Origin of the sequence: Rahnella sp. ATs2 (assembly GCF_051851855.1) — a bacterium.
In the GTDB taxonomy this organism is placed as follows: domain Bacteria; phylum Pseudomonadota; class Gammaproteobacteria; order Enterobacterales; family Enterobacteriaceae; genus Rahnella; species Rahnella variigena.
Genome location: NZ_JBLYPL010000007.1, coordinates 67,819 through 90,543, shown reverse-complemented (window position 1 = coordinate 90,543; position 22,725 = coordinate 67,819). Strand labels below are relative to the sequence as shown.

The window sequence follows — 22,725 nt, the reverse complement described above, 5'->3', positions numbered from 1 at the left end:
TGAATGCGTTTATTTCTTCTGAGCATCTTTCACCACAATTTGGCCGCCCGGGATCATCGTGACGCCTGAGATGTTTTTGCCGGTGGCGTACAAGTCATTCTGGTAATACAACAGCACCTGCGGCGCCTGCTGGTTAATCTCTTTCTGCGCATCGACATAAATCGCATTGCGGGTATTTTCATCCAGCGTCGATGCGGCCTTGTCTAACATTTCATCCAGTTTCGGGTCACTGAAGAAGCCCAGATTTGCGCCGCCCGGAGCAAAACTTTTGCTGTAGTACAGCGGACGAAGTTGCAGATCGGCGCCGTTCGCGCCGGAAGACCAGGATGCCAGCACCGCGCCGGTGTTATCGGCTTTTTTACCGGCCTGATCGGCAAATGCCGCTTTGGTCCAAACGCCGCTTTCCATGATTTTCACGTCCAGCTTCACGCCGATTTTCGCCCACATGCTTTGCAGCACCTGACCGATACGTGCGTCCTGACCCTGCACTGCAATCGACAGTGTGAATCCGTCAGCCACACCGGCTTCTTTGAGCAGGGCTTTGGCTTTCGCCAGATCCAGCGGATACGGGTTCAGGGTTTTGTCATAACCGGCGGTGACCGGTGCCAGCGGCGAGTTCGCCGGTTGCGCGAAGCCGGACATGATGGCGCGCACCAGACCGTCACGGTCGGTGGCGTAGTTCAGTGCCTGACGCACACGGACGTCGCTGAGCGGTTTGAGATCGGTATTCAGCGCCACCCAGAACACGGAGGCACCCGGGCTTTCATGCAGGTCGAACTTCGGATTGTTTTTCAGCACGCGTGCAAACTGCGGCGGCACCGGGTTAATTACGTCAGTTTCGCCCGCCTGCAACGCCATATTCATGACCGAAGGCTCGGCGCTCCACGTCCATTTAATGTCATCCGGCCCGGCGGCTTTATCGCCCCAGTAGCCCGGATATTTTTCTTCCAGCACGAATTCACCGGTTTTGTATTGCACCATTTTGTACGGGCCGGTACCGACGGCTTTGCTGTCGAGCGTGCCGGTTTTATCGGCCGCCGGGCTGACCATCAGACAGGCGCCAGTGGTCAGTAAATTCAGGAACGCCGGATACGGTTTTTTTAGTTTGAAGACGACGGTGGAATCGTCGGTTTTGGTCACGCTGTCGAGGAAGGTGCGCAGACGTCCGCTGGCCGCCAGACCGCGTTTTGTGTCGAGATGGCGGGCAAAGTTGGCGACCACCGCATCGGCGTTAAACGGTGTGCCGTCATGGAAAGTAACGCCGCTGCGCAGTTTGAATGTCCACACCAGCCCGCTTTCATCACTGCTCCACGAAGTCGCCAGCGCGGCTTCAGGTTTCAGCTGCGGCGACATGCGCAGCAGGCCTTCATACATCGGATCCAGCACGGTACCGGTAAAGGTCGCGGTCTGGTTGCCCGGATCCATACTGCGCGGTGCTTCGTTTTGCATCACGTTCAGTGTGGCGGCGTAAACCGGCAGCGAAAACGCCGCCAGAAGAGCGCTGCTCAGCAACGTTAACTGCACGGGACGCCGGATGTAACGGGTAATCTTCATGTTCTGCCCTCTGCGTGAAAAATCGGATTAAGTGGCTCTGGCTACGTCTGCCGGTTTGGTAAAACGCCGGTTTTAATGACAGTTTGTTTTAACAAAGAGATTTAACAAATAGTTCATATGAAATACTTATATGCCAACATTTAGTTTATTTTGTGAACTAATTGGCATTGATATATCCATTTCCAGCGTTTAATGTCAATGCAGATGACCAAAAACTGAGAGCGCCGAAACGAATATGCTAACAACTTTGCAACGTCAGATATTGGGTGCGGTCAATGCATCCGGCGGTCTGAGCCGTACCGAACTGGCGCAGCTTTCAGGAATGAGCAAAGCGGCGATTGGCGGCGTGGTGCGTGAAATGATCGACGCCGGTTTCCTGCACGAAGCGGAAACCGTGCCGGGGAACGGGCAGGGCAGACCTTCGGTGCGGCTGGTGGTTCATCCGGATGGCGCGTGGTTCGCCGGCGTTTCCTTGCTGCAAAATCCGGCGCAGATGGCGCTGATTAATCTGCATGGCGAAATCCTTTCACGGGTATCGTTCGAGGCCGGTGCCAGTCCGCAGCGTCTGGCAGAAAACATCGCCAGCGCGTTACCGGCACTGCTTGAACCGCATCCCGAAGCGGCAAAAAAACTGGTCGGGCTGGGGGTGACGTTATCCGGCCTTATTGATGAACATCAGTCCACCTGCGTACAGTCGGCGCTGCTTGGCTGGCGCGATGTGCCGCTGGCCAGCCTGATTTCACAGGCCACCGGCATGGACGTGGCCATCGAAAATGACGCCAAAGCACTGGCGGTGAGTGAGAAAAATTTCGGGCAGGCGCGGGATTTGAGCAGCTTTACGCTGGTCAGTCATGGCGCAGGGATCGGCAGCGCGCATTTTGTCGCCGGTCAGTTGCATCGCGGCCTGCATGGCGGCGCAGGGGAAATCGCCCACTGCACGCTGGAACTGAACGGTTTGCCCTGCCGCTGCGGCAAGCGCGGTTGTCTCGATACGCTGGCGTCTCTGAATGCCATTGCCGAAATGGCCAGAGACGGCGGGCTGGAAGCGACCACCATTGGCGGCCTGGAAAAGCTGGCGATGCAGGGTGTCAGCGAAGCGGTACGTATTCTGCACCGTGCCGGTTCGGCGCTCGGTTTAGCGATATCCCATCTGATTCAAATTAATGACCCGGACCTGATCCTGATAGCTCATCAGGACGCAGATTTCTCCGGGCTGTTCGGCACGGTTGTTCATCAGTCTATCGAAGCCAATGTTTTGCCGGGAAATGCCGGGAAAACGCCGGTTCGTACTTTTACCCTAAATGACGACACCTGGGCGCGCGCGGCGGCGAGTATTGCTGCACACCGCTTTCTGGTCGGTCTGAAGCCTGTCTGAGGAATCATCAACATGCGTATAGCTGTCAGCGGTATCCACATTGAATGCAGCACTTATAACCCGGTGCTGAATGAGGAGAGGGATTTCACCGTCGTGCGTGACGCCCAGTTACTGGCGTCGCCGCGTTTTCGTTTTTTGCAGGATTACCCGGCGACGTTTTTACCGACTATCCACGCCCGTGCCATTGCCGGTGGTCCGGTAGCGCGCGCAACGTACGATAAATTCAAAGCGGAAATGCTGGCAGGACTGGAAGCGCAAAAACCGTTCGATGGTTTATATCTGGCGATGCACGGCGCGATGTATGTCGAAGGGCTGGAGGATGCGGAAGGCGACTGGATTGCTGCGGCGCGTAAAGCCGTCGGGCCGGATTGTCCGATCAGCGTCAGTTATGACCTGCACGGCAATGTTTCTCAGCGGATTATCGACGCCATTGATATGTTTTCGACTTACCGCACCGCGCCCCATATCGATGTGGAGGAAACCATGCGCCGTTCGGTCGCGATGCTGGTGAAACATCTGCAAACCGGTGTAAAACCGACGCTGCTGTGGGTGCCGGTGCCGGTGGTATTACCGGGTGAACGTACCAGTACGGAAGATGAACCGGCGAAAAGTTTGTACGCCCGTCTGCCAGAAATGGATGAAGTGGATGGCGTGTGGGACAGCTCGCTGATGGTTGGTTATGTATGGGCAGATGAGCCACGAGCGACAGCCGCAGTGATCATGACCGGCACCGACCGGACGGCGCTGGAACAACAGGGCACGCAACTGGCGCAGGCTTACTGGGACGCGCGCGAAGATTTCGTGTTTGGCTGTGAAACGGACACCGTTGAGGCCTGTGTGAAAAAGGCGATTGCCTGTGAAACTCGTCCGGTGGTGCTGGCCGATTCCGGCGATAACCCGACCGGCGGCGGCGTGGGCGATCGTGCAGATGTGTTGCAGGAGCTTATCAAACAGTATGCGCAAAATACGATCGTGGCAGGTATTGCCGATGCACCGGCAACGGACGCGGCATTTAACGCTGGCGTGGGATCAGTGCTGACGCTGACGTTAGGGGCTTCGCTGGATCATTCCAGCCCGCAGGTGAAAGGTGATTTTGAGGTGGTTTTCCTGCTCGATGCACTGACACCTTCTGACCGTCAGGCGGTTCTGCGCACTGGCGGAATTGACGTCGTGGTGTCGGCGCGTCGTCGTCCGTATCACAACATCAGCGATTTCACTGTGCTGGAACTCGATCCGCATAGCGCCGATATCGTGGTGGTGAAATCCGGTTATCTGTCGCCGGAACTGGCGCCGATTGCCAGTCCGAATCTGATGGCGCTGTCTAACGGCGTGGTGGATCAGTTTGTAGAGCGCCTGCCGCGCAACCGCAAAGCACGCAAAACCTTCCCGTTTGACCGGGATTTCAGCTATGTGCCGCAGGTGCAGATTTCCGCGCGCAGCAAATAATTCAGGAGCCATAAGATGAATCAGACCGCCGGACAGCAGGAAAAACGTCAGCCCGTGCTGAGCGTGAAGCATCTGACCACTTCATTTCTCGGCGAGGACGACTGGCTGCCGGTAGTGCGTGATTTGTCGTTTGACGTCTATGCCGGAGAAACGCTGGCGATTGTCGGTGAATCCGGTTCCGGCAAGAGCGTGACGTCGCTGTCGGTGATGTGTTTACTGAAAGCACAAAGCAGCCGGATTGAGGGCGAGGTCTGGCTTAATCAGCGCAATGTGTTACGGCTCTCGGACAAACAGATGCGCGATATCCGCGGCAATGAGATGGCGATGATCTTTCAGGAACCGATGACGTCGCTTAATCCGACATTCAGTATTGGCCGCCAGATTGCCGAAAGCCTGAAGCGGCATCGCGGCATGTCGTCATCTGAAGCGCGGGCTGAAACCCTGCGGTTGCTGGAAAAAGTGCGTATTCCGAATGCTAACGCGCGTTTTGATGAATATCCGCATCAGTTTTCCGGCGGCATGCGCCAGCGCGTGATGATCGCCATGGCGCTGGCGCTGAAACCGAAATTACTGATCGCGGACGAACCCACGACCGCGCTGGATGTGACGATTCAGGGACAGATTCTGGATTTGATCAAGACGTTGCAGGAAGAAGAAGGGATGGCGGTGCTGTTCATCACGCATGATATGGGCGTGGTGGCGGAGATTGCCGACCGGACGCTGGTGATGTATCGCGGAGAAGCGGTGGAAAGCGGGGCGACGGAAGACATTTTCCACCGGCCTCAACACCCGTATACCCGTGCATTACTTGCGGCGGTGCCAAAATTAGGGTCGATGCAGGGGCGCGACTGGCCGCTGCGTTTTCCGCAAATCAACCTGCAAACCGGTGAAGCCAGTGTGCCGCAGGAAGTGGCGGGAACCATAGATTCGGGGCTGACGCCGTTGTTATCGGTCAAAAACCTCAGCGCGCGTTTTCCGGTGTATGGCGGTATTTTCAGCCGTCAGGTAGGCGCGGTGCACGCGGTGGAAAATATCAGCTTTGATTTATTTCAGGGCGAAACGCTTTCGCTGGTCGGCGAGTCCGGTTGCGGGAAATCCACGACGGGGCGTGCTGTGACCCGTCTGCTGAAGCCGCACAGCGGCGCGATTGATTTCGACGGTTTCGATGTCACGAATCTGGGTAAGCGCGACATTTTGCAAATGCGTCAGCGCATCCAGATGATATTTCAGGATCCTTTCGCCAGTCTTAATCCGCGTATGCGCATTGGCGACGCGCTGATCGAACCGATGCTGCAACATAAACTGCATAACCGCAGCGATGCGAAAGAGAAGGCGGCGTCGCTGCTGCAAAGGGTCGGGTTGTCGCCGGATATGCTGCGCCGTTTTCCGCATGAGTTTTCCGGCGGTCAGCGTCAGCGAATTTGCATCGCGCGTGCCCTGACGCTCGATCCCAAAGTGATTGTCGCTGATGAGTCGGTTTCGGCGCTGGATGTGTCAGTGAAAGCGCAGGTCGTGAATTTGCTGCTCGATTTGCAGGAAAGCATGAATCTTTCCTATCTGTTTATTTCGCATGACATGGCGGTGGTTGAGCGGGTGAGTCATCGCGTGGCGGTGATGTATCTGGGGGAAATCGTGGAGATCGGGCCACGTGCGGCAATATTTGATAATCCCCAACATGCGTATACCAAAAAACTGATGGCATCTGTGCCGGTGCCGGATCCCTCCCGCAGAATGCTCAAACGGCAAATGCAGGTGGATGAGCTGAAGAGCCCGGTGCGCGATAACGGCTATGTTCCGCCGCAAAGGCAATATCAGGAAATATCAGCAGGACATTTTGTTCAGGTTTGACGGGGCATACAGGAAAGTTTACTAAGAAGTGACTCAGGGATGAGTCTGGAATCGGGTCGAAGGTTCTCTATCCTTCCCGCTTTGTGCTTTATTTGATTTTTGTTTTTGGAGGAGGTAGTGCGAAATACTGGAAGATGGTGGTGGGGGAAGGATTACTCGTCCTCCGGACTCGCCCTTCGGGTCGTTGCTGCGCAACGTTGTCTCGCTTTGCTCGGCTCAAACCTTCGGGTCGAAGGTTCTCTATCCTTCCCGATTTGCATTTTTATTTTAGTTTGGAGTTTTCGGAAAAGGGACGGAATTTCTGGAAGATGGTGGTGGGGGAAGGATTCGAACCTTCGAAGTCGATGACGGCAGATTTACAGTCTGCTCCCTTTGGCCGCTCGGGAACCCCACCACAATTTTTTGTGGCATTTACTACTTACTTCTGGCCTTAAATCATCATGCGCTACATGGATGATTTATCGTTACAGCGGTTAGCTGCGAACGGGGCGCATAATACCAAATGATTCGAAGGTGTAAAGTCCTGAAAGCGATAAAAAAGTTCGTTTGCGGTTTTTTTGTTCTTAACGGTGCTTCTCTGAACGAAAAGCACCGTCAGAATGGGTTTACAGAATAACCGTGCGATTTCCGTAAACAAATACACGCTGCGCCAGCACGCGGTATAACGCCCGGCTGAGGACGTTTTTCTCAACGTCACGGCCTGCACGCATCATATCTTCAGCGGTATAAGTGTGATCGACGTTGATGACGTCCTGCATAATGATCGGGCCTTCATCCAGATTATCATTCACGTAGTGAGCCGTAGCACCGATCAGTTTCACGCCGCGCTCGTATGCCTGATGGTACGGACGGGCGCCGATGAATGCCGGCAGGAACGAGTGGTGAATGTTGATCACCTGATGCGGATAATGCTGCACAAAGCCCGGCGTCAGTACGCGCATGTATTTCGCGAGCACCACATAATCAGGCTGGTACTGATCGATTTGCGCAATCATCGCGCTGTCGTGCTGTTCGCGGGTCAGACCGTCATGGCTGACCAGATGGAACGGAATATCGAAACGCTCAACCAGCGTCTGCAAAGTATCGTGGTTGCCAATGACCGCAGCAATCTCGACATCCAGACCACCGTAAGCGGCTTTCATCAGTAAGTCACCCAGGCAATGCGCCTCTTTGGTGACCAGAATAACGATGCGGCGACGTCCGGTGCTGTTCAGCTCACGTACAGAACCGGCAGGCAGCGCGCTGTCGAGATCGGCCAGCAGGGTGGTGTCGTTGAAAATCCCTTCCAGCTCAGTACGCATAAAGAAGCGGCCGGTACGGTGATCAACAAATTCGTTGTTCTGCACGATATTGAGTTCGTGCTTATAGCAAATGTTGGTAATTTTGGCGATCAGACCTTTTGCGTCAGGGCAAATGGTGCGTAACACCTTGGTTTGTACGTTCTGTTGCGGCATGAGGGTGTGGATCCTGTCCAAGACTTATCAATATTACGGTTGAATTATTTACCGCAGCACTTCTTATATTTTTTGCCGGAACCGCACGGGCAAGCATCGTTTCGGCCTGTCTGCGGTTTAATTCCATCAATATAGTACCAGCGTTCTTTTAAACGAAGAAATCGCGAGCGTTCATGGATGAGGTGAATGTATTCATCACCGGTTTCTGTGAATCGCGCAGCAAACTCGACAAAGCCTTCATTGTTGTCGCGCCCGTCTGTTTCGCGGATAACCTCAAGTCCTTGCCAGTGCGTGCTGGTAAAGCCTTCCTGTAAACTGTCACGCCATTGCTCGGGTTGACAGTCCGGGTGCCAGGAGGCGATCAGATAACTCGCATTTTTCAAAACATAGGCTGTATAGCGCGAGCGCATCAAAGCTGCCGGAGAAGGCGCCACTTTATTCTCAGTAATGTAGGGCTGGCAGCATTCTTCATAAGAAAGGCTGCTGCCGCAAGGGCATATTTCAGACACACAAACTCCTGAACAGGCAGAGTATCAACATCCGGTGCGCGGTCTGCGCTATTGAATGCACCAAAATGATATGTTACCTAACAAACTCGCCGGGTGACAACGCGCTTCCCGGCCCATTCTCAAGATATGCGAAATATTAAGGTCATCAGATGAGCAGAAAAGTCACCATCGGTCTTGCCCTGGGGTCGGGAGCGGCAAAAGGGTGGGCTCACATTGGCGTGATCAATGCCCTGAAAGAAATGGATATCGAAGTCGATGTGGTGGCGGGTTGTTCGGTGGGTGCGCTGGTCGGTGCGGCGTATGTGAGCAACAGATTACCGGCGATTGAAAGCTGGGTACGTTCGTTCAGCTACTGGGATGTGTTGCGGCTGATGGATTTTTCATGGCGACGCGGCGGATTATTGCGCGGAGAGCGGGTTTTCAATGCGGTCGGTCAGTTGATCCGCATCAATGAGTTTGAAAAATGCTCGAAGAAGTTTGGTGCCGTCGCGACAAACCTGAGTACCGGACGAGAATTGTGGCTGACTAAAGGCGATTTGCATCAGGCTATTCGCGCCTCATGCAGTATGCCGGGCCTGCTGGCGCCGGTCTGGCATAACGGTTACTGGTTGGTTGACGGCGCAGTGGTCAATCCTGTGCCGGTGTCGCTGACCCGTGCTCTGGGGGCCGATATCGTGATTGCTGTCGACCTTCAGCATGACGCACATCTGATGCAGCAAGATTTGCTTACCGTACAACCGACCGGAGAAGCACTAAATACTGAGAAAGAAGTCAGCTGGCGTGACAGAATCCGCCAGCGCTTAACTCGTCCAAACGCCAGAAAGCCGAATGTCAGCCCTTCGGCGATGGAGATCATGTCGACCTCTATTCAGGTGCTGGAGAACCGGCTTAAGCGTAACCGTATGGCAGGTGACCCGCCGGATGTGTTGATCCAGCCATATTGTCCGCAGATTTCGACGCTGGATTTTCATCGGGCGGAAGAAGCGATTGAGGCGGGCAGGCTTGCGGTTGAGAAGCAAAGAGAACAGTTGTTGCCCCTGATAAAAAATAGACAGTTCTGAATGGCTTAAAACGTCTTTGGTCGAATCTGACAATTCTGCCAAGCAAAAACAGGCTTTATGAGCCACTATTAGAATAAGAAATTCTGGGGGACCCTGATGGACAAGCCACTTACAAGCAAGCATATTCTCATCGTTGAAGACGAAGCCGTTTTCCGATCTATCCTTGCTGGCTATGTAAGTTCCCTGGGTGCCACCTTTACCGAAGCTGAGAATGGTCTTGAAGCGTTATCCCTGCTTGAAGACTACCCGCCTGACCTGATCCTCTGTGACTTAGCGATGCCAGAAATGGGCGGGATGGAGTTTGTCGAAAATCTGAGATTGCAGGGCAACAAAATCCCGGTGCTGGTGATTTCAGCCACTGATAAAATGACCGATGTCGCTTCTATGTTGCGGCTTGGCGTGGAAGATGTTCTGCTTAAACCTCTTAACGACTTGCAGCGTTTACGTGAGGCGTTGCTTACGTCATTGTACCCAAAGCTTTTTTCCTCACAGGCGATGGAAGAAAGTTCACTGGTTCAGGACTGGGAAGCGCTGTGCCGCAATCCGAATGAAGCCCAGCGGTTATTGCAGGAGTTGCAACCGCCTGTGCAGCAGACGCTGGCGAGTTGCCGCATTAACTACCGGCAGCTGACAACAGCGGACCGTCCGGGGCTGGTGCTCGATATTGCGGCGCTTTCATCCAAAGATCTCGGGTTTTATTGTCTTGACGTCACCCGCGCCAATGAAAATGGCGTTCTGGCAGCCTTATTATTGCGGGCCATTTTTAACAGCTTATTACGTGAGCATTTGAGTAATCAGCAACAGCGGTTACCGCAAATGTCAACGTTGCTCAAACAAGTCAATCATTTATTCAGACAGGCTAATCTTGAAGGGCAATTCCCTTTGTTACTGGGCTATTATCATGCCGGTTTTAAGAATCTCATTCTGGTTTCTGCGGGATTACATGCCAACGTCAATACCGGCACCAATATGATCCAGCTCAGTAACGGTGTCCCGCTGGGGACGACGGGTGCAACATATTCCAATCAAATCAGTCAGAAATGCGATGCGTGGCAGTGTCAGGTATGGGGAGCGGGTGGACGTCTGAGATTAATGCTGTCCACAGAGTGAACTCACTTAATGTCACTGATAATAATGCCTTAATAACATTGAGCATTTTTTCGGCGTGTTATTACCTATCTTCGTTTTAATCCATTCTGCTAAGACCTATCTTATGCAAAATATGCCTTTGCAGGCGAACTTGCGGCTGAAACTGGTATAATGCGTTCCGGAATTTTTGGCTGTCTGTTTCACGTTGTTTAAAAAATAACAAATAGGAATTCGCTGATGAAAGTAACAGTTTTTGGTATCGGTTACGTCGGACTTGTTCAGGCGGCGGTTCTTGCTGAAGTCGGGCACGAAGTTTTGTGCATCGATGTTGATGCAAAGAAAGTGGAAAACCTGAAGAACGGGCAGATCCCAATTTTTGAACCAGGTCTAACCCCTCTGGTTCAACGTAATTACGAAGCAGGGCGTTTGCTGTTCAGCACCAATGCGGCTGAAGGTGTTGCCCATGCTACCGTCCAGTTTATCGCTGTCGGTACTCCGCCAGATGAAGATGGTTCTGCGGATCTTAAATATGTGACTGCTGTGGCGCGCACTATTGCCGAGCATATGACTGGACCTAAAGTAGTCATCGATAAGTCTACCGTGCCGGTGGGTACCGCCGATAAAGTGCGTGCGGTAATGAGTGAAAAACTCAAAGAACGCGGCGTGGATATCACTTTTGATGTCGTATCCAATCCTGAATTCCTGAAAGAAGGTGCTGCGGTTGCTGACTGTATGCGTCCTGAGCGTATCGTCATCGGTACAGATAATCCTGATGCCATCGATCCTATCCGTGAGCTTTACGAACCGTTTAACCGTAATCACGATCGTATGATCCTGATGGATATCCGCAGTGCTGAACTGACCAAATATGCGGCCAACTGTATGCTGGCAACCAAAATCAGCTTCATGAACGAAATGTCCAATCTGGCAGAAATGCTGGGTGCTGATATCGAAAAAGTGCGTCAGGGGATTGGTTCTGACTCCCGTATCGGTTACCACTTTATCTATCCAGGTTGCGGTTATGGCGGTTCTTGTTTCCCTAAAGATGTTCAGGCATTAATCCGTACCGCAGAGCACATCGGTTATCAGCCAAAACTTTTGCAGGCGGTGGAACAGGTCAATTATCAGCAAAAATATAAATTGCCTGCTTTCATTCAGCGCCACTTCGGTGACGACCTGAAAGGCAAAACCTTTGCGCTTTGGGGGCTGTCCTTCAAACCTAATACCGATGACATGCGTGAAGCCTCAAGCCGTGTATTAATGGAACAGCTCTGGGCTGCGGGTGCAAAAATCAAAGCTTATGATCCTGAAGCCATGAATGAGACACAGCGTATTTATGGTCATCGCGAAGATTTAGAATTAATGGGTACTAAAGAATCCGCATTGCACAATGCTGATGCGCTGATTATTTGCACTGAATGGCAGAACTTCCGTGCCCCTGATTTTGATGTGATCAAAAAAGCTTTAAAAGAGCCGGTTATCTTTGATGGTCGAAACTTATTCGATCCTGAACGTTTGGAGAAACGCGGGTTTACTTACTACGGCATTGGCCGCGGTGCTTCAATCAATCCGGTTCTGTAAGGAGTTTTCATGAAATATCTGGTTACCGGCGCAGCGGGCTTTATTGGTTTCTATGTGTCGCAACGTTTGTTAGCAGCGGGTCATTCGGTTGTCGGGATCGATAATCTGAATGATTATTATGATGTCAGCCTGAAACTGGCGCGGCTTGCTCAGCTGGAGAATAAAGACGGCTTCGAGTTTATTAAGCTGGATTTAGCCGATCGTGAAGGCATGGCCGCATTGTTTGCCGGACAGCGTTTCGAACGTGTGATCCATTTGGCCGCGCAGGCTGGTGTCCGATATTCAATCGAAAACCCTCTGGCTTATGCTGATTCTAACCTGGTTGGGTTTGTAAACATTCTGGAAGGTTGCCGCCATAATAAAGTCGGGCATTTGCTTTATGCTTCTTCCAGCTCAGTTTATGGTTTGAACAAAAAGCAACCTTTCTCAACCGATGATTCTGTTGACCATCCTGTTTCATTGTATGCGGCGACGAAAAAAGCCAATGAATTAATGGCTCATACCTATTCACATCTTTATGGATTACCAACGACCGGATTACGTTTCTTTACCGTATATGGTCCCTGGGGACGTCCTGATATGGCATTGTTTAAGTTTACTAAAGCAATGCTGGCGGGACAGAGTATTGATGTTTATAACCACGGTGAAATGCGTCGAGACTTTACTTATATCGATGATATTGCAGAAGCCATTGTTCGTTTACAGGATGTCATTCCGCAATCTGATCCGAACTGGACTGTGGAACAGGGATCTCCGGCAAGCAGTTCCGCGCCTTATTGCGTTTATAATATCGGCAATAACAACCCGGTAAAACTCATGGCCTATATCAGTGCGCTGGAGAAGGCATTAGGCATGGAGGCTGTTAAGAATATGCTGCCAATGCAACCGGGCGATGTACACGAGACAAGCGCGGATACGCAGCCGTTGTCGCAGGCCATTGGCTTTGCGCCTGAAACCAGCGTTGAGCAGGGCGTGCAGAAGTTTGTTGACTGGTATCGGGATTTTTATCAGGTCTGAAATTCAGGATAAAAATTCTGTTACGTTAAAGGCTGCTCAGGCAGCCTTTTTTATGGAATCAGTTAAGTCCTATAGCAGTCTGAATGTAATCCATTTTTAAGATGCACTTGTTTGGTTTTTGTATTAGTAACAAGAAGCATTTATCTGCGGGATTAGAAAACGAAAAGCCCATCATAAAGATGGGCTTTTTTGTATTAACATTTATGTTAATAAGGGCAATTACAGCAGGAAATCGTCCAGTGATTTACCTTGCTCTTCGATTGCTTTCTTGATTACAGCTGGAGTACGGCCCTGGCCAGTCCAGGTTTTGTTTTCGCCGTTTTCGTCAACGTATTTGTATTTAGCAGGACGCGCTGCACGTTTTGCTTTACCGGTAGCCTTAGTAGCAGCCATGGTTTGCAGCAATTCGTTAGGATCAATGCCATCAGCAATCAGCATTTCACGGTATTGTTGCAGTTTACGGGTGCGCTCTTCAATCTCAGCAGCTGCCTGAGAATCTTCTTCGCGACGCTCGTTCACAACAACTTCTAATTTTTCCAGCATCTCTTCCAGAGTTTCCAGAGTGCATTCTCTTGCTTGCGCGCGCAGAGTACGGATGTTGTTCAGAATCTTTAATGCTTCGCTCATTATACTAGTCTCAAATTATATTGGTGGGGGGCGTTTGGCTAATAATAGAATGCTCTTCAGTATTCTGCAATAGCCAATTTGTATACCTGACCTTAATTTACGCATTTAATGCAAATGGTGAATGTGTCCTGCAAAATATAGGCAGGACAGTTCACACTATTTATCTGAGGTCTATAACCCTAATTTCAATACACGCTTATGCGCTATTGTTGCAATGCGTAAGTCGTTTTATAAGCATGCGATTGTTCACACAATTAAAGAGGATGTGAAGATAACTAATGTAAGGACTAGGGGAAATTGAGGAGGCAGTATCGCAACAGCATACTAAATTTTTTACTTTTAAGTGCTTCTATCCTGTCAGATATTGTATAGACAAACCCATAATGCGACCCTCTGGTATATAAGATGAGCCATGTCAGGGAGTATTGTCGTCTAACGATTACGGATTATCGGCTATTGCATTTATAAATTTTGATTGTAAGTTTCTGTGATTTTTTCAAATGTAATGATTCTTTGAACCGTACCCGATAACTGCGCCAGACAGGCGTGGTTATAGATTGTCAGGCTTGTGGTACAATCCACGCCGAAAATTTATGCCATCCATTTACATTATGGGGTCACTCCTTCATGGCTCAGCTTTATTTCTATTACTCGGCAATGAATGCCGGTAAGTCCACTTCGCTATTGCAATCTTCATATAATTATCAAGAACGTGGTATGCGCACGCTGGTGTTAACAGCAGAATTAGATCATCGTTTCGGTGTCGGTAAAGTCAGCTCCCGAATCGGTTTATCCTCGCCGGCAGAGCTCTACAATAAGGACACTGAACTTTTCAATCTAATAGCTCAGGAGAATCGCTCTCAGCGTCTGAGCTGCGTTTTGATAGATGAATGCCAGTTCCTCACTAAGGCGCAGGTATCCCAGCTCACTGACGTTGTGGACGATCTGGATGTGCCGGTACTTTGTTATGGCCTGCGGACCGATTTTCGTGGTGAACTTTTTGAGGGCAGTGAATATTTGCTGGCATGGGCGGATAAACTGGTTGAGCTGAAAACCATCTGTCACTGCGGACGTAAGGCTAACCGTAACCTGAGGCTGGATGAGAAGGGTAACGCCCTGCATGATGGCGCACAGGTCGTTATAGGCGGTGACGAAAGCTATGTATCTGTCTGCCGTAAGCACTACAAAGAAGCCATGGCGGCGTTTGATACCACGGTCGAAGTTAAACCAGAGTAAATCTGCAAAGTATTTACAGAGGTTTTTTGGCTTTTATCTTCAAAGCCATTCTCAAATTTTCCCTCATTTATCCTGAATCCATAAAAAAACCCGCTTTTCAGCGGGTTTTTACTTTCTGATTTTAGCTATCAGAAACTCAGCAGATTATTTTTTGCTGGTTTTCTTTTCAGCTTTAGGAGCAGCAACAACAACGTCTGCTGCTTCTTCTTCGCTGAATTCGCGGCCGTAGAAAGTATCCATCAGAATCTGTTTCAGTTCAGAGATCAGCGGGTAACGTGGGTTAGCACCGGTACACTGGTCATCGAACGCATCTTCAGACAGTTTGTCTACTTTCGCCAGGAAGTCAGCTTCCTGAACGCCTGCTTCACGGATAGAGGTTGGGATACCCAGCTCCGCTTTGATTTCATCCAACCAGGTCAGCAGTTTCTGAATTTTCTGTGCAGTACGGTCACCGGCAGCGCTCAGACCTAAATGGTCAGCCACTTCTGCGTAGCGACGACGCGCTTGTGGGCGGTCATACTGACTGAAAGCAGTCTGTTTAGTTGGGTTGTCATTGGCGTTGTAGCGGATGACGTTAGAAATCAGCATTGCGTTAGCCAGACCGTGTGGAATATGGAACTCTGAACCCAGTTTATGGGCCATTGAGTGACAAACCCCAAGGAAGGCGTTAGCGAACGCGATACCCGCGATAGTTGCCGCATTGTGAACACGCTCACGTGCTACCGGATTTTTAGCCCCTTCGTTGTAGCTGGCTGGCAGGTTTTCTTTAAGCAGTTTCAGTGCCTGCAGAGCCTGACCGTCGGAATATTCGTTAGCCAGTACAGAAACGTAAGCTTCCAGTGCGTGAGTCACAGCATCCAGACCACCGAAAGCACACAGTGATTTAGGCATGTTCATCACCAGATTAGCATCAACGATAGCCATATCAGGTGTCAGCGCATAGTCAGCCAGTGGATATTTCTGACCAGTTGCATCATCGGTAACAACCGCAAACGGAGTCACTTCAGAACCGGTACCGGAAGTGGTAGTGACAGCGATCATTTTCGCTTTCACGCCCATTTTCGGGAATTTGTAGATACGTTTACGGATATCCATAAAGCGCAGCGCCAAATCTTCGAACTGAGTATCCGGGTGTTCGTACAGAACCCACATGATTTTCGCGGCGTCCATCGGTGAACCACCACCCAGCGCGATAATGACGTCTGGTTTGAAGGAGTTCATTTGCTCAGCACCTTTACGAACAATGCTCAGCGTTGGGTCAGCCTCTACTTCGAAGAACACTTCTGTTTCAATACCGTGGCTTTTCAGAACGCTGGTAATCTGATCTGCATAGCCGTTATTGAACAGGAAACGGTCAGTGACGATGAATGCGCGTTTTGCTCCATCAGTAGCCACTTCTTCCAGTGCGATTGGCAGTGAGCCACGACGGAAGTAAATAGATTTTGGAAGTTTATGCCACAACATGTTTTCTGCTCGCTTCGCTACAGTTTTCTTGTTGATCAAGTGTTTAGGACCGACGTTTTCAGAGATGGAGTTACCACCCCATGAACCGCAACCCAGCGTCAGAGAAGGAGCAAGTTTAAAGTTGTACAGGTCACCGATACCACCCTGAGAAGCCGGGGTGTTAATCAGGATACGTGCGGTTTTCATTTTGTTGCCAAAATAGTTCACACGTTCTGGTTGGTTGTCCTGGTCTGTATACAGGCAAGAGGTATGGCCGATACCGCCCATTTCTACCAGTTTCTCAGCTTTAGCAACCGCGTCTTCGAAGTTCTTAGCACGGTACATCGCGAGGGTAGGGGACAGTTTTTCGTGTGCAAATGGTTCTGATTCGTCAACAACGCTGACTTCGCCAATTAACACTTTAGTATGAGCTGGCACTTTGATGCCGGCCATTTCGGCAATTTTAGTCGCTGGCTGGCCTACGATAGCCGCGTTCAGGCCACCATTTTTCAGAATGATATCTGAAACAGCTTTCAGCTCTTTGCCTTGCAACATGTAGCCGCCGTGAGATGCGAAACGTTCACGAACTGCGTTATAAGCAGAATCAACCACGATGATGGACTGTTCAGACGCACAGATTACGCCATTATCGAAGGTTTTGGACATCAGCACGGAAGCAACAACACGTTTGATATCTGCAGTTTCATCAACAACGACCGGGGTATTACCTGCACCCACACCGATTGCTGGCTTACCGGAGCTGTAGGCTGCTTTAACCATGCCCGGACCACCGGTTGCCAGAATCAGGTTCAGATCCGGGTGGTGCATAAGTTGGTTAGAAAGTTCTACACTTGGTTCATCAATCCAGCCAATGATGTCTTTTGGCGCACCGGCAGCGATAGCAGCCTGCAGAACGATGTCTGCCGCTTTGTTAGTCGCGTTTTTAGCACGTGGGTGTGGAGAGAAGATAATACCGTTACGTGTTTTCAGGCTGATAAGCGCTTTGAAAATCGCAGTGGAAGTGGGGTTGGTAGTTGGGACGATACCGCAAATCAGGCCGATGGGTTCAGCGATAGTGATGGTACCGAAAGTGTCATCCTGACCCAGGATGCCACAGGTTTTTTCGTCTTTGTAAGCATTGTAGATATATTCGGAGGCGAAGTGGTTTTTGATCACTTTGTCTTCGACAATACCCATTCCGGATTCTTCAACGGCCAGTTTGGCGAGCAGAATACGAGAATCGGCAGCAGCCAGAGCGGCGGCAGCGAAAATCTTATCTACTTGTTCCTGACTGAAGTTGGCATATTCGCGCTGTGCCTTTTTGACTCGCGCAACGAGTGCGTTTAGTTCAGCGACATTTGTTACAGCCATGATGCTCTCCTGATAAAGTTAAACTCTTTTAGTAAATAACTTGCCAAAGACTAGTATAGACCTGCTATCAGTCACCGTGAGAAACTAATTAACTCTATGATTCTCAAGGTGTTGTCTTTGTCTCTTTATTTGCTTAAAGAGCTTCCAGTAGTGAAGCACGTAAGGTAGTAGATAACTCCTCATTCAACGTGGCTTGACGAATATTTGTTCTGCAAACTACCGTTGAGTGACTATGCACAAAGCTTACCTATTTGTAGGCAGACGTAATTTGATCTGGATCACTAAACACCTAAGCTGACACCTTTCAGCAGTGGTTTATTGAGAATAATTATCAAATTCGCCCATGGATAATACAGTTTTGTATCTAAAGTTATCAATAAAAAAACTGATTTTTAACAAAAGTCTTATCCACTGCCTTTATTTGTAAATCTGGTGATAAAAACTATGAAACGGCGTGGCGCCTTTACTGCGATTCCAGTACATTAGCGCCCATCAAAACCTTCATCTACTGGCGTAACTGTGCGGAGTTCTGCGTGAGCCAATCTTTATTAGATTTTTCTGGTTATATCAAATTCTTTGTCGGGCTGTTTGCACTGGTCAACCCGGTGGGGATCTTGCCAGTGTTTATCAGTATGACCAGCTATCAGGCGGCGGCAGGGCGTAACAAAACCAATATGACGGCCAACCTTTCTGTTGCCATTATATTGTCGACCGCGCTGTTCCTCGGCGATGCGATTCTGCACCTGTTCGGCATTTCCATTGATTCGTTCCGTATTGCTGGCGGGATCCTGGTGGTCACTATCGCCATGTCGATGATCAGCGGAAAGCTCGGGGAAGATAAACAGAACAAGCAGGAAAAGTCAGAAACAGCGATCCGCGAAAACGTCGGTGTAGTTCCGCTGGCATTGCCTTTAATGGCAGGACCCGGTGCAATCAGTTCAACAATCGTCTGGAGTTCGCGTTATCACAGCTGGCCAAACCTGCTGGGTCTGACCGTTGCGATCATGTTCTTCGCCTTCTGCTGCTGGCTGCTGTTCAGGGCGGCACCTTTACTGGTGCGTCTGCTGGGGCAAACCGGCATTAACGTCATCACCCGTATTATGGGATTGCTGCTGATGTCACTGGGCATTGAATTTATTGTGACAGGTATAAAAGCGATTTTCCCGGGCCTTCTTTAATCAATTAGCGGCCGAATTATCACGAAAATACCCAAGTGTTTTCGTGATAATTATCACTTCCACTTATAATCTAATGCCTTATTATAGTGCAGCTAATGGCTTAATTCAGAGCAATTGCACCCTAATGTAGCGCAAACCCTTGTCTCACTCCTCTTTTCAATCCAAGTCCTCATTTCTTTAAATAAACTTAGCTAATTATTGGCTAATTACGGGCGTTTACTGCCCGTATTGACGCTAATTTACTCACATCATTCTGTAAGGCTTGTGCAGGCTGTATCGAGATGTTATTAGTGTTAACACAGCAGTTAACAGGTGTTTATTCTTATAAATCTAACAATGTTAACTGATTGTGTCAGGCGAGTTCTTGAACAGTCTCCGGTAGGACTTTGATGAGTAATTTTGCCATAAAGATATATTAAATCAGTGGGTTAAAACTGTTTTCTGCTCTCTGCCTGACTGACCTGTTGTAAAGACTGTTATGAGTAAAAGAGAATTACGTAACAAATTTGCAAAATTTATTGGCGCGCGTAACAGGGTTCTGATAATTTTCAAATCGCCTTCAAAAATGGATTTTTGTTTAGAGCAATGCTCCTGGTGAGCACGATTCTTGCTAGTGCGAAAAAGATTGAAGCCATTTTATTTGTTTTTGGAGAGTGTCGTGTCGCAATGCTTACTGCAAATTTATCCTCATGTGTTTTCTGCAAAAAGAAAACCGGGCATAACGTTGACGACATCAAACCGCCTTATGCTGAATTTTCATGATCAGCTAAACAAATCTTCAGATCTTCTTCTTATTAATTTGATGGCTCGCATTTAACCGCGAAGGATTTTCTATCGCCCTAAGTCGGGTTAATAAGAAAATAATATTGTTAAGTGCAGGAATAACAGTATGTGATTGCCTGGTTCGCCACAGAATTCTTTTTGTCGCGCACGGGGTGAATCAAATGGAGCGAGATCATCCTTAACGATCTCAGAAACCGCAAGGCGATTAACAGCCAGAGGTTTAACGGACTTACCAGGTAACACATGCAGTAGTAGGGGACAGCCATCTGCGGGTGGTAACTACATGGGGCTTTTCATGAGCAATTCGTTCCTGCTCTTGAAATCCGTTGACCCAGCAAGGGTTTATCTTGCACCCAGGCGTGCAAGTTCATAATAAAAACTGGAGTTGAATAAAAATGACCAACATCACAAAAAAAAATCTGCTGGCTGCCTGCATTATGGCTGCGGTTGGCGCGGTGTCAGTGAATAATGCATTTGCAGCCAATGTGCCGGCAGGTGTCACTCTGGCAGCCAAACAAGAACTGGTTCGTAACAACGGTTCAGAAGTTCAGTCTCTCGACCCGCATAAAGTTGAAGGCGTACCAGAATCCAACGTTATCCGTGACTTGCTTGAAGGCCTGGTGAATACCGACAGTAAAGACGGCAGCGTTATTCCTGGCGTAGCAACCAGCTGGGAAAACAAAGATTTTAAAGTCTGGACCTTCCACCTGCGTCCGGAAGCTAAATGGTCCAACGGTGACCCTGTGACCGCCGCTGATTTCGTTTACAGCTGGCAGCGTCTGGCAGATCCTAAAACCGCATCTCCTTACGAAAGCTACCTGCAATACGGTCATATCGAAAACATTGATGACATCATCAGTGGTAAGAAAAGCCCTGATACTCTGGGTGTGAAAGCCATCGACGACCATACCCTGCAAGTGACGCTGACCGAACCTGTTCCGTATTTCGTAAAAATGCTGTCTCACACCGCGATGAAGCCGGTAAACAAAAGTGTTGTTGAGAAGTTTGGCGACAAATGGACCCAACCAGAAAACTACGTGAGCAACGGCGCATACAAACTGAAAGCCTGGACCGTCAACGAACGTATTGTCCTGGAACGCAGCCCGACTTACTGGGATAACGCAAAAACTGTGATCAACCAGGTAACTTACCTGCCAATTTCTTCGGAAGTAACTGACGTTAACCGCTACCGCAGCGGCGAAATCGACATGACTTACAACAACATGCCGATCGAACTGTTCCAGAAACTGAAGAAAGAAATCCCAACCGAAGTTCACGTTGACCCGTACCTGTGTACTTATTACTACGAAATCAACAACCAGAAAGCGCCGTTTACCGATTCTCGCGTTCGTGAAGCACTGAAACTGGGCCTGGACCGCGATATCATCGTGAACAAAGTAAAAGCACAGGGCGACCTGCCAGCTTACGGTTACACCCCTCCTTATACCGATGGTGCGAAACTGACTCCGCCAGCCTGGTTCAAAGAGACTCAGGAACAACGTAACGAGCAGGCTAAAAAACTGCTGGCCGAAGCAGGTTACACCTCTGCTAAACCTCTGACTTTCGATCTGTTGTACAACACGTCGGATCTGCACAAGAAACTGGCTATCGCTGCCGCCGCTATCTGGAAGAAAAACCTGGGTGTTGACGTGAAACTCGTTAACCAGGAATGGAAAACCTTCCTGGACAGCCGTCATCAGGGCAACTTTGATGTGGCACGTGCGGGCTGGTGTTCTGACTACAACGAACCTTCTTCCTTCCTGAACACCATGCTGTCTGACAGCAGCAACAACACCGCTCACTATAAGAGCCCGGCGTTTGATAAAGACATCGCGGACACTCTGACAGTGAAAACTGATGAAGAGCGTGCAGCGCTGTATCAGAAAGCAGAAACCCAGCTGGATAAAGACTCTGCCATTGTTCCTGTTTATTACTACGTGAACGCGCGTCTGGTGAAACCATACGTTGGCGGTTACACCGGTAAAGATCCGCAGGACAACGTCTACGTGAAAGACTTGTACATCATCAAACACTAAGTCACGGATATCAGAGCAAGGCATCCCCGAGCTGCCTTGCTCATCCTATTTTGATGAAGGTAATGTTTTTTATTCCGGATTTCGGGATGAAAACAAAGAGCCACCACGGCGACGATCAGTTGATGGTCGCCGTGAACAAGCCAAAACTATAAAGCTGTAGTGACAGGCTTAGAAACAGGTACGGGCAATGTTAAAGTTTATTTTACGCCGCTGTCTGGAAGCGATTCCGACGCTATTCATTCTGATCACCATTTCATTTTTTATGATGCGTCTCGCACCGGGCAGCCCTTTTACGGGTGAGCGTAATCTCCCGCCAGAAGTGATGGCAAACATTGAGGCCAAATATCACCTCAATGACCCTATGTATAAGCAGTACTTCCACTATTTAGAACAGCTGGCGAAAGGCGATTTCGGCCCGTCGTTCAAATATAAAGACTATACCGTTAATGATCTGGTTGCGGCCTCGTTCCCGGTTTCAGCGAAACTCGGTCTGGCGGCATTTATCATGGCGATTGTGTTTGGTGTGAGTGCGGGCGTTATTGCCGCCCTGAACCAAAATACCAAATGGGATTACACGGTAATGGGCATAGCGATGACCGGGGTGGTTATACCCAGTTTCGTGGTGGCGCCGTTACTGGTGCTGATATTTGCGATTACGCTGAAATGGCTGCCTGGTGGTGGCTGGAATGGCGGTGGCGCAAAATATATGATCTTGCCAATGGTGGCGCTGTCTCTGGCGTATATCGCCAGTATCGCGCGTATCACCCGTGGCTCAATGATCGAAATTCTGCATTCCAACTTTATCCGTACAGCACGTGCCAAAGGTTTGCCACTGCGCCGCATCATTTTGCGTCACGCACTGAAACCCGCGCTGCTGCCGGTATTGTCCTACATGGGACCGGCCTTCGTGGGTATCATCACCGGTTCGATGGTCATCGAGAGCATTTTCGGATTGCCAGGTATTGGCCAGCTGTTTGTTAACGGTGCATTAAACCGTGACTATTCACTGGTTCTGAGCCTGACCATTTTAGTGGGCGCATTGACTATTTTGTTCAATGCGATCGTCGACGTGCTTTATGCCGTCATCGACCCGAAAATCCGTTATTAATGCCGGAGT

16 protein-coding genes, 1 tRNA gene and 1 other RNA gene are annotated in these 22,725 nt (G+C 49.7%); 11 read left to right on the top strand and 7 right to left on the bottom strand.

Features of this window, described 5'->3' with window-relative positions; genetic code table 11:
• Positions 1-9: 9 nt before the first annotated feature.
• The gene (locus ACJY2G_RS08895) at positions 10-1,554 is read right to left on the bottom strand and encodes an ABC transporter substrate-binding protein (RefSeq protein WP_430319148.1); all 1,545 of its coding nucleotides are present in this window, start codon (positions 1,552-1,554) and stop codon (positions 10-12) included.
• A 235-nt stretch (positions 1,555-1,789) separates the two neighbouring features.
• Here ACJY2G_RS08895 and ACJY2G_RS08890 point away from each other — a divergent pair, with 235 nt between their 5' ends.
• The 3 genes from ACJY2G_RS08890 to ACJY2G_RS08880 are packed head-to-tail and all read left to right on the top strand — an operon-like array spanning position 1,790 to position 6,223.
• The gene (locus ACJY2G_RS08890; RefSeq protein ID WP_430319147.1) at positions 1,790-2,929 is read left to right on the top strand and encodes an ROK family protein; all 1,140 of its coding nucleotides are present in this window, start codon (positions 1,790-1,792) and stop codon (positions 2,927-2,929) included.
• A gap of 12 nt (positions 2,930-2,941) precedes the next feature.
• Positions 2,942-4,375, top strand: coding sequence for a M81 family metallopeptidase (locus ACJY2G_RS08885; protein ID WP_430319146.1), 1,434 nt, complete (start codon positions 2,942-2,944; stop codon positions 4,373-4,375).
• Between the two features lie 15 nt (positions 4,376-4,390).
• Positions 4,391-6,223 (top strand): ABC transporter ATP-binding protein, encoded by a 1,833-nt coding sequence (locus tag ACJY2G_RS08880; RefSeq protein ID WP_430319145.1) that lies wholly within the window; start codon positions 4,391-4,393, stop codon positions 6,221-6,223.
• A gap of 135 nt (positions 6,224-6,358) precedes the next feature.
• Here the strand turns inward: ACJY2G_RS08880 and ACJY2G_RS08875 are convergent.
• The 4 genes from ACJY2G_RS08875 to ACJY2G_RS08860 form a co-directional block, all read right to left on the bottom strand.
• Positions 6,359-6,488: non-coding RNA, RtT sRNA (locus ACJY2G_RS08875), on the bottom strand.
• 44 nt (positions 6,489-6,532) lie between these two features.
• A tRNA-Tyr gene (locus ACJY2G_RS08870) sits at positions 6,533-6,617 on the bottom strand.
• A 211-nt stretch (positions 6,618-6,828) separates the two neighbouring features.
• A complete protein-coding gene (gene purU / locus ACJY2G_RS08865) occupies positions 6,829-7,677 on the bottom strand; it encodes a formyltetrahydrofolate deformylase (RefSeq protein WP_013575956.1) in 849 nt (282 codons plus the stop codon).
• Between the two features lie 44 nt (positions 7,678-7,721).
• Positions 7,722-8,186, bottom strand: a complete 465-nt coding sequence (locus ACJY2G_RS08860) for a YchJ family protein (RefSeq protein ID WP_430319144.1) — start codon at positions 8,184-8,186, stop codon at positions 7,722-7,724.
• Positions 8,187-8,335: 149 nt separating this feature from the next.
• On the opposite strand from ACJY2G_RS08860, the gene rssA reads away from it, so the two are divergent.
• From rssA to ACJY2G_RS08840, 4 genes are all read left to right on the top strand, one after another.
• Positions 8,336-9,247 carry a patatin-like phospholipase RssA gene (gene rssA, locus ACJY2G_RS08855; RefSeq protein ID WP_430319143.1) on the top strand — a complete coding sequence of 304 codons (912 nt, stop codon included), beginning with the start codon at positions 8,336-8,338 and terminating at the stop codon, positions 9,245-9,247.
• Positions 9,248-9,343: 96 nt separating this feature from the next.
• On the top strand, positions 9,344-10,357 hold the full coding sequence (gene rssB / locus ACJY2G_RS08850; protein ID WP_120161385.1) for a two-component system response regulator RssB: 1,014 nt from the start codon (positions 9,344-9,346) through the stop codon (positions 10,355-10,357).
• A 216-nt stretch (positions 10,358-10,573) separates the two neighbouring features.
• Positions 10,574-11,917 (top strand): UDP-glucose dehydrogenase family protein, encoded by a 1,344-nt coding sequence (locus tag ACJY2G_RS08845; RefSeq protein WP_120161387.1) that lies wholly within the window; start codon positions 10,574-10,576, stop codon positions 11,915-11,917.
• A 9-nt stretch (positions 11,918-11,926) separates the two neighbouring features.
• A complete protein-coding gene (locus ACJY2G_RS08840; protein ID WP_120161389.1) occupies positions 11,927-12,934 on the top strand; it encodes an NAD-dependent epimerase in 1,008 nt (335 codons plus the stop codon).
• A 219-nt stretch (positions 12,935-13,153) separates the two neighbouring features.
• Here the strand turns inward: ACJY2G_RS08840 and hns are convergent, their stop codons facing one another.
• Positions 13,154-13,561, bottom strand: coding sequence for a histone-like nucleoid-structuring protein H-NS (gene hns / locus ACJY2G_RS08835; RefSeq protein ID WP_013575950.1), 408 nt, complete (start codon positions 13,559-13,561; stop codon positions 13,154-13,156).
• A 627-nt stretch (positions 13,562-14,188) separates the two neighbouring features.
• Here hns and ACJY2G_RS08830 point away from each other — a divergent pair.
• Positions 14,189-14,797: a thymidine kinase gene (locus tag ACJY2G_RS08830; protein ID WP_120161390.1), complete on the top strand. Its 609-nt coding sequence runs from the start codon at positions 14,189-14,191 to the stop codon at positions 14,795-14,797.
• A gap of 144 nt (positions 14,798-14,941) precedes the next feature.
• Here ACJY2G_RS08830 and adhE read toward each other — a convergent pair whose 3' ends face one another.
• Entirely contained in the window at positions 14,942-17,611 is a 2,670-nt protein-coding gene (adhE, locus tag ACJY2G_RS08825) for a bifunctional acetaldehyde-CoA/alcohol dehydrogenase (protein WP_430319142.1), read from the bottom strand.
• A gap of 533 nt (positions 17,612-18,144) precedes the next feature.
• Here adhE and ACJY2G_RS08820 point away from each other — a divergent pair.
• The 3 genes from ACJY2G_RS08820 to oppB all read left to right on the top strand — a co-directional run bounded on the left by ACJY2G_RS08820 (position 18,145) and on the right by oppB (position 22,716).
• Positions 18,145-18,789: a YchE family NAAT transporter gene (locus ACJY2G_RS08820; protein ID WP_112288824.1), complete on the top strand. Its 645-nt coding sequence runs from the start codon at positions 18,145-18,147 to the stop codon at positions 18,787-18,789.
• Between the two features lie 1,178 nt (positions 18,790-19,967).
• The gene (gene oppA, locus ACJY2G_RS08815) at positions 19,968-21,608 is read left to right on the top strand and encodes an oligopeptide ABC transporter substrate-binding protein OppA (protein ID WP_112288825.1); all 1,641 of its coding nucleotides are present in this window, start codon (positions 19,968-19,970) and stop codon (positions 21,606-21,608) included.
• Between the two features lie 187 nt (positions 21,609-21,795).
• Complete coding sequence (gene oppB / locus ACJY2G_RS08810) at positions 21,796-22,716, top strand: oligopeptide ABC transporter permease OppB (protein WP_112288826.1); 921 nt, start codon at positions 21,796-21,798, stop codon at positions 22,714-22,716.
• Positions 22,717-22,725 lie beyond the last annotated feature (9 nt).

What these genes read in the sequence shown, in the direction of transcription:
- hns (WP_013575950.1), bottom strand. Translation starts at nt 13,561, where the DNA reads ATGAGCGAAGCATTAAAGATTCTGAACAACATCCGTACTCTGCGCGCG.
- ACJY2G_RS08840 (WP_120161389.1), top strand. Translation starts at nt 11,927, where the DNA reads ATGAAATATCTGGTTACCGGCGCAGCGGGCTTTATTGGTTTCTATGTG.
- ACJY2G_RS08880 (WP_430319145.1), top strand. Translation starts at nt 4,391, where the DNA reads ATGAATCAGACCGCCGGACAGCAGGAAAAACGTCAGCCCGTGCTGAGC.
- adhE (WP_430319142.1), bottom strand. Translation starts at nt 17,611, where the DNA reads ATGGCTGTAACAAATGTCGCTGAACTAAACGCACTCGTTGCGCGAGTC.
- oppA (WP_112288825.1), top strand. Translation starts at nt 19,968, where the DNA reads ATGACCAACATCACAAAAAAAAATCTGCTGGCTGCCTGCATTATGGCT.
- rssB (WP_120161385.1), top strand. Translation starts at nt 9,344, where the DNA reads ATGGACAAGCCACTTACAAGCAAGCATATTCTCATCGTTGAAGACGAA.
- ACJY2G_RS08890 (WP_430319147.1), top strand. Translation starts at nt 1,790, where the DNA reads ATGCTAACAACTTTGCAACGTCAGATATTGGGTGCGGTCAATGCATCC.
- ACJY2G_RS08895 (WP_430319148.1), bottom strand. Translation starts at nt 1,554, where the DNA reads ATGAAGATTACCCGTTACATCCGGCGTCCCGTGCAGTTAACGTTGCTG.
- ACJY2G_RS08845 (WP_120161387.1), top strand. Translation starts at nt 10,574, where the DNA reads ATGAAAGTAACAGTTTTTGGTATCGGTTACGTCGGACTTGTTCAGGCG.
- ACJY2G_RS08830 (WP_120161390.1), top strand. Translation starts at nt 14,189, where the DNA reads ATGGCTCAGCTTTATTTCTATTACTCGGCAATGAATGCCGGTAAGTCC.
- ACJY2G_RS08885 (WP_430319146.1), top strand. Translation starts at nt 2,942, where the DNA reads ATGCGTATAGCTGTCAGCGGTATCCACATTGAATGCAGCACTTATAAC.
- purU (WP_013575956.1), bottom strand. Translation starts at nt 7,677, where the DNA reads ATGCCGCAACAGAACGTACAAACCAAGGTGTTACGCACCATTTGCCCT.
- oppB (WP_112288826.1), top strand. Translation starts at nt 21,796, where the DNA reads ATGTTAAAGTTTATTTTACGCCGCTGTCTGGAAGCGATTCCGACGCTA.
- rssA (WP_430319143.1), top strand. Translation starts at nt 8,336, where the DNA reads ATGAGCAGAAAAGTCACCATCGGTCTTGCCCTGGGGTCGGGAGCGGCA.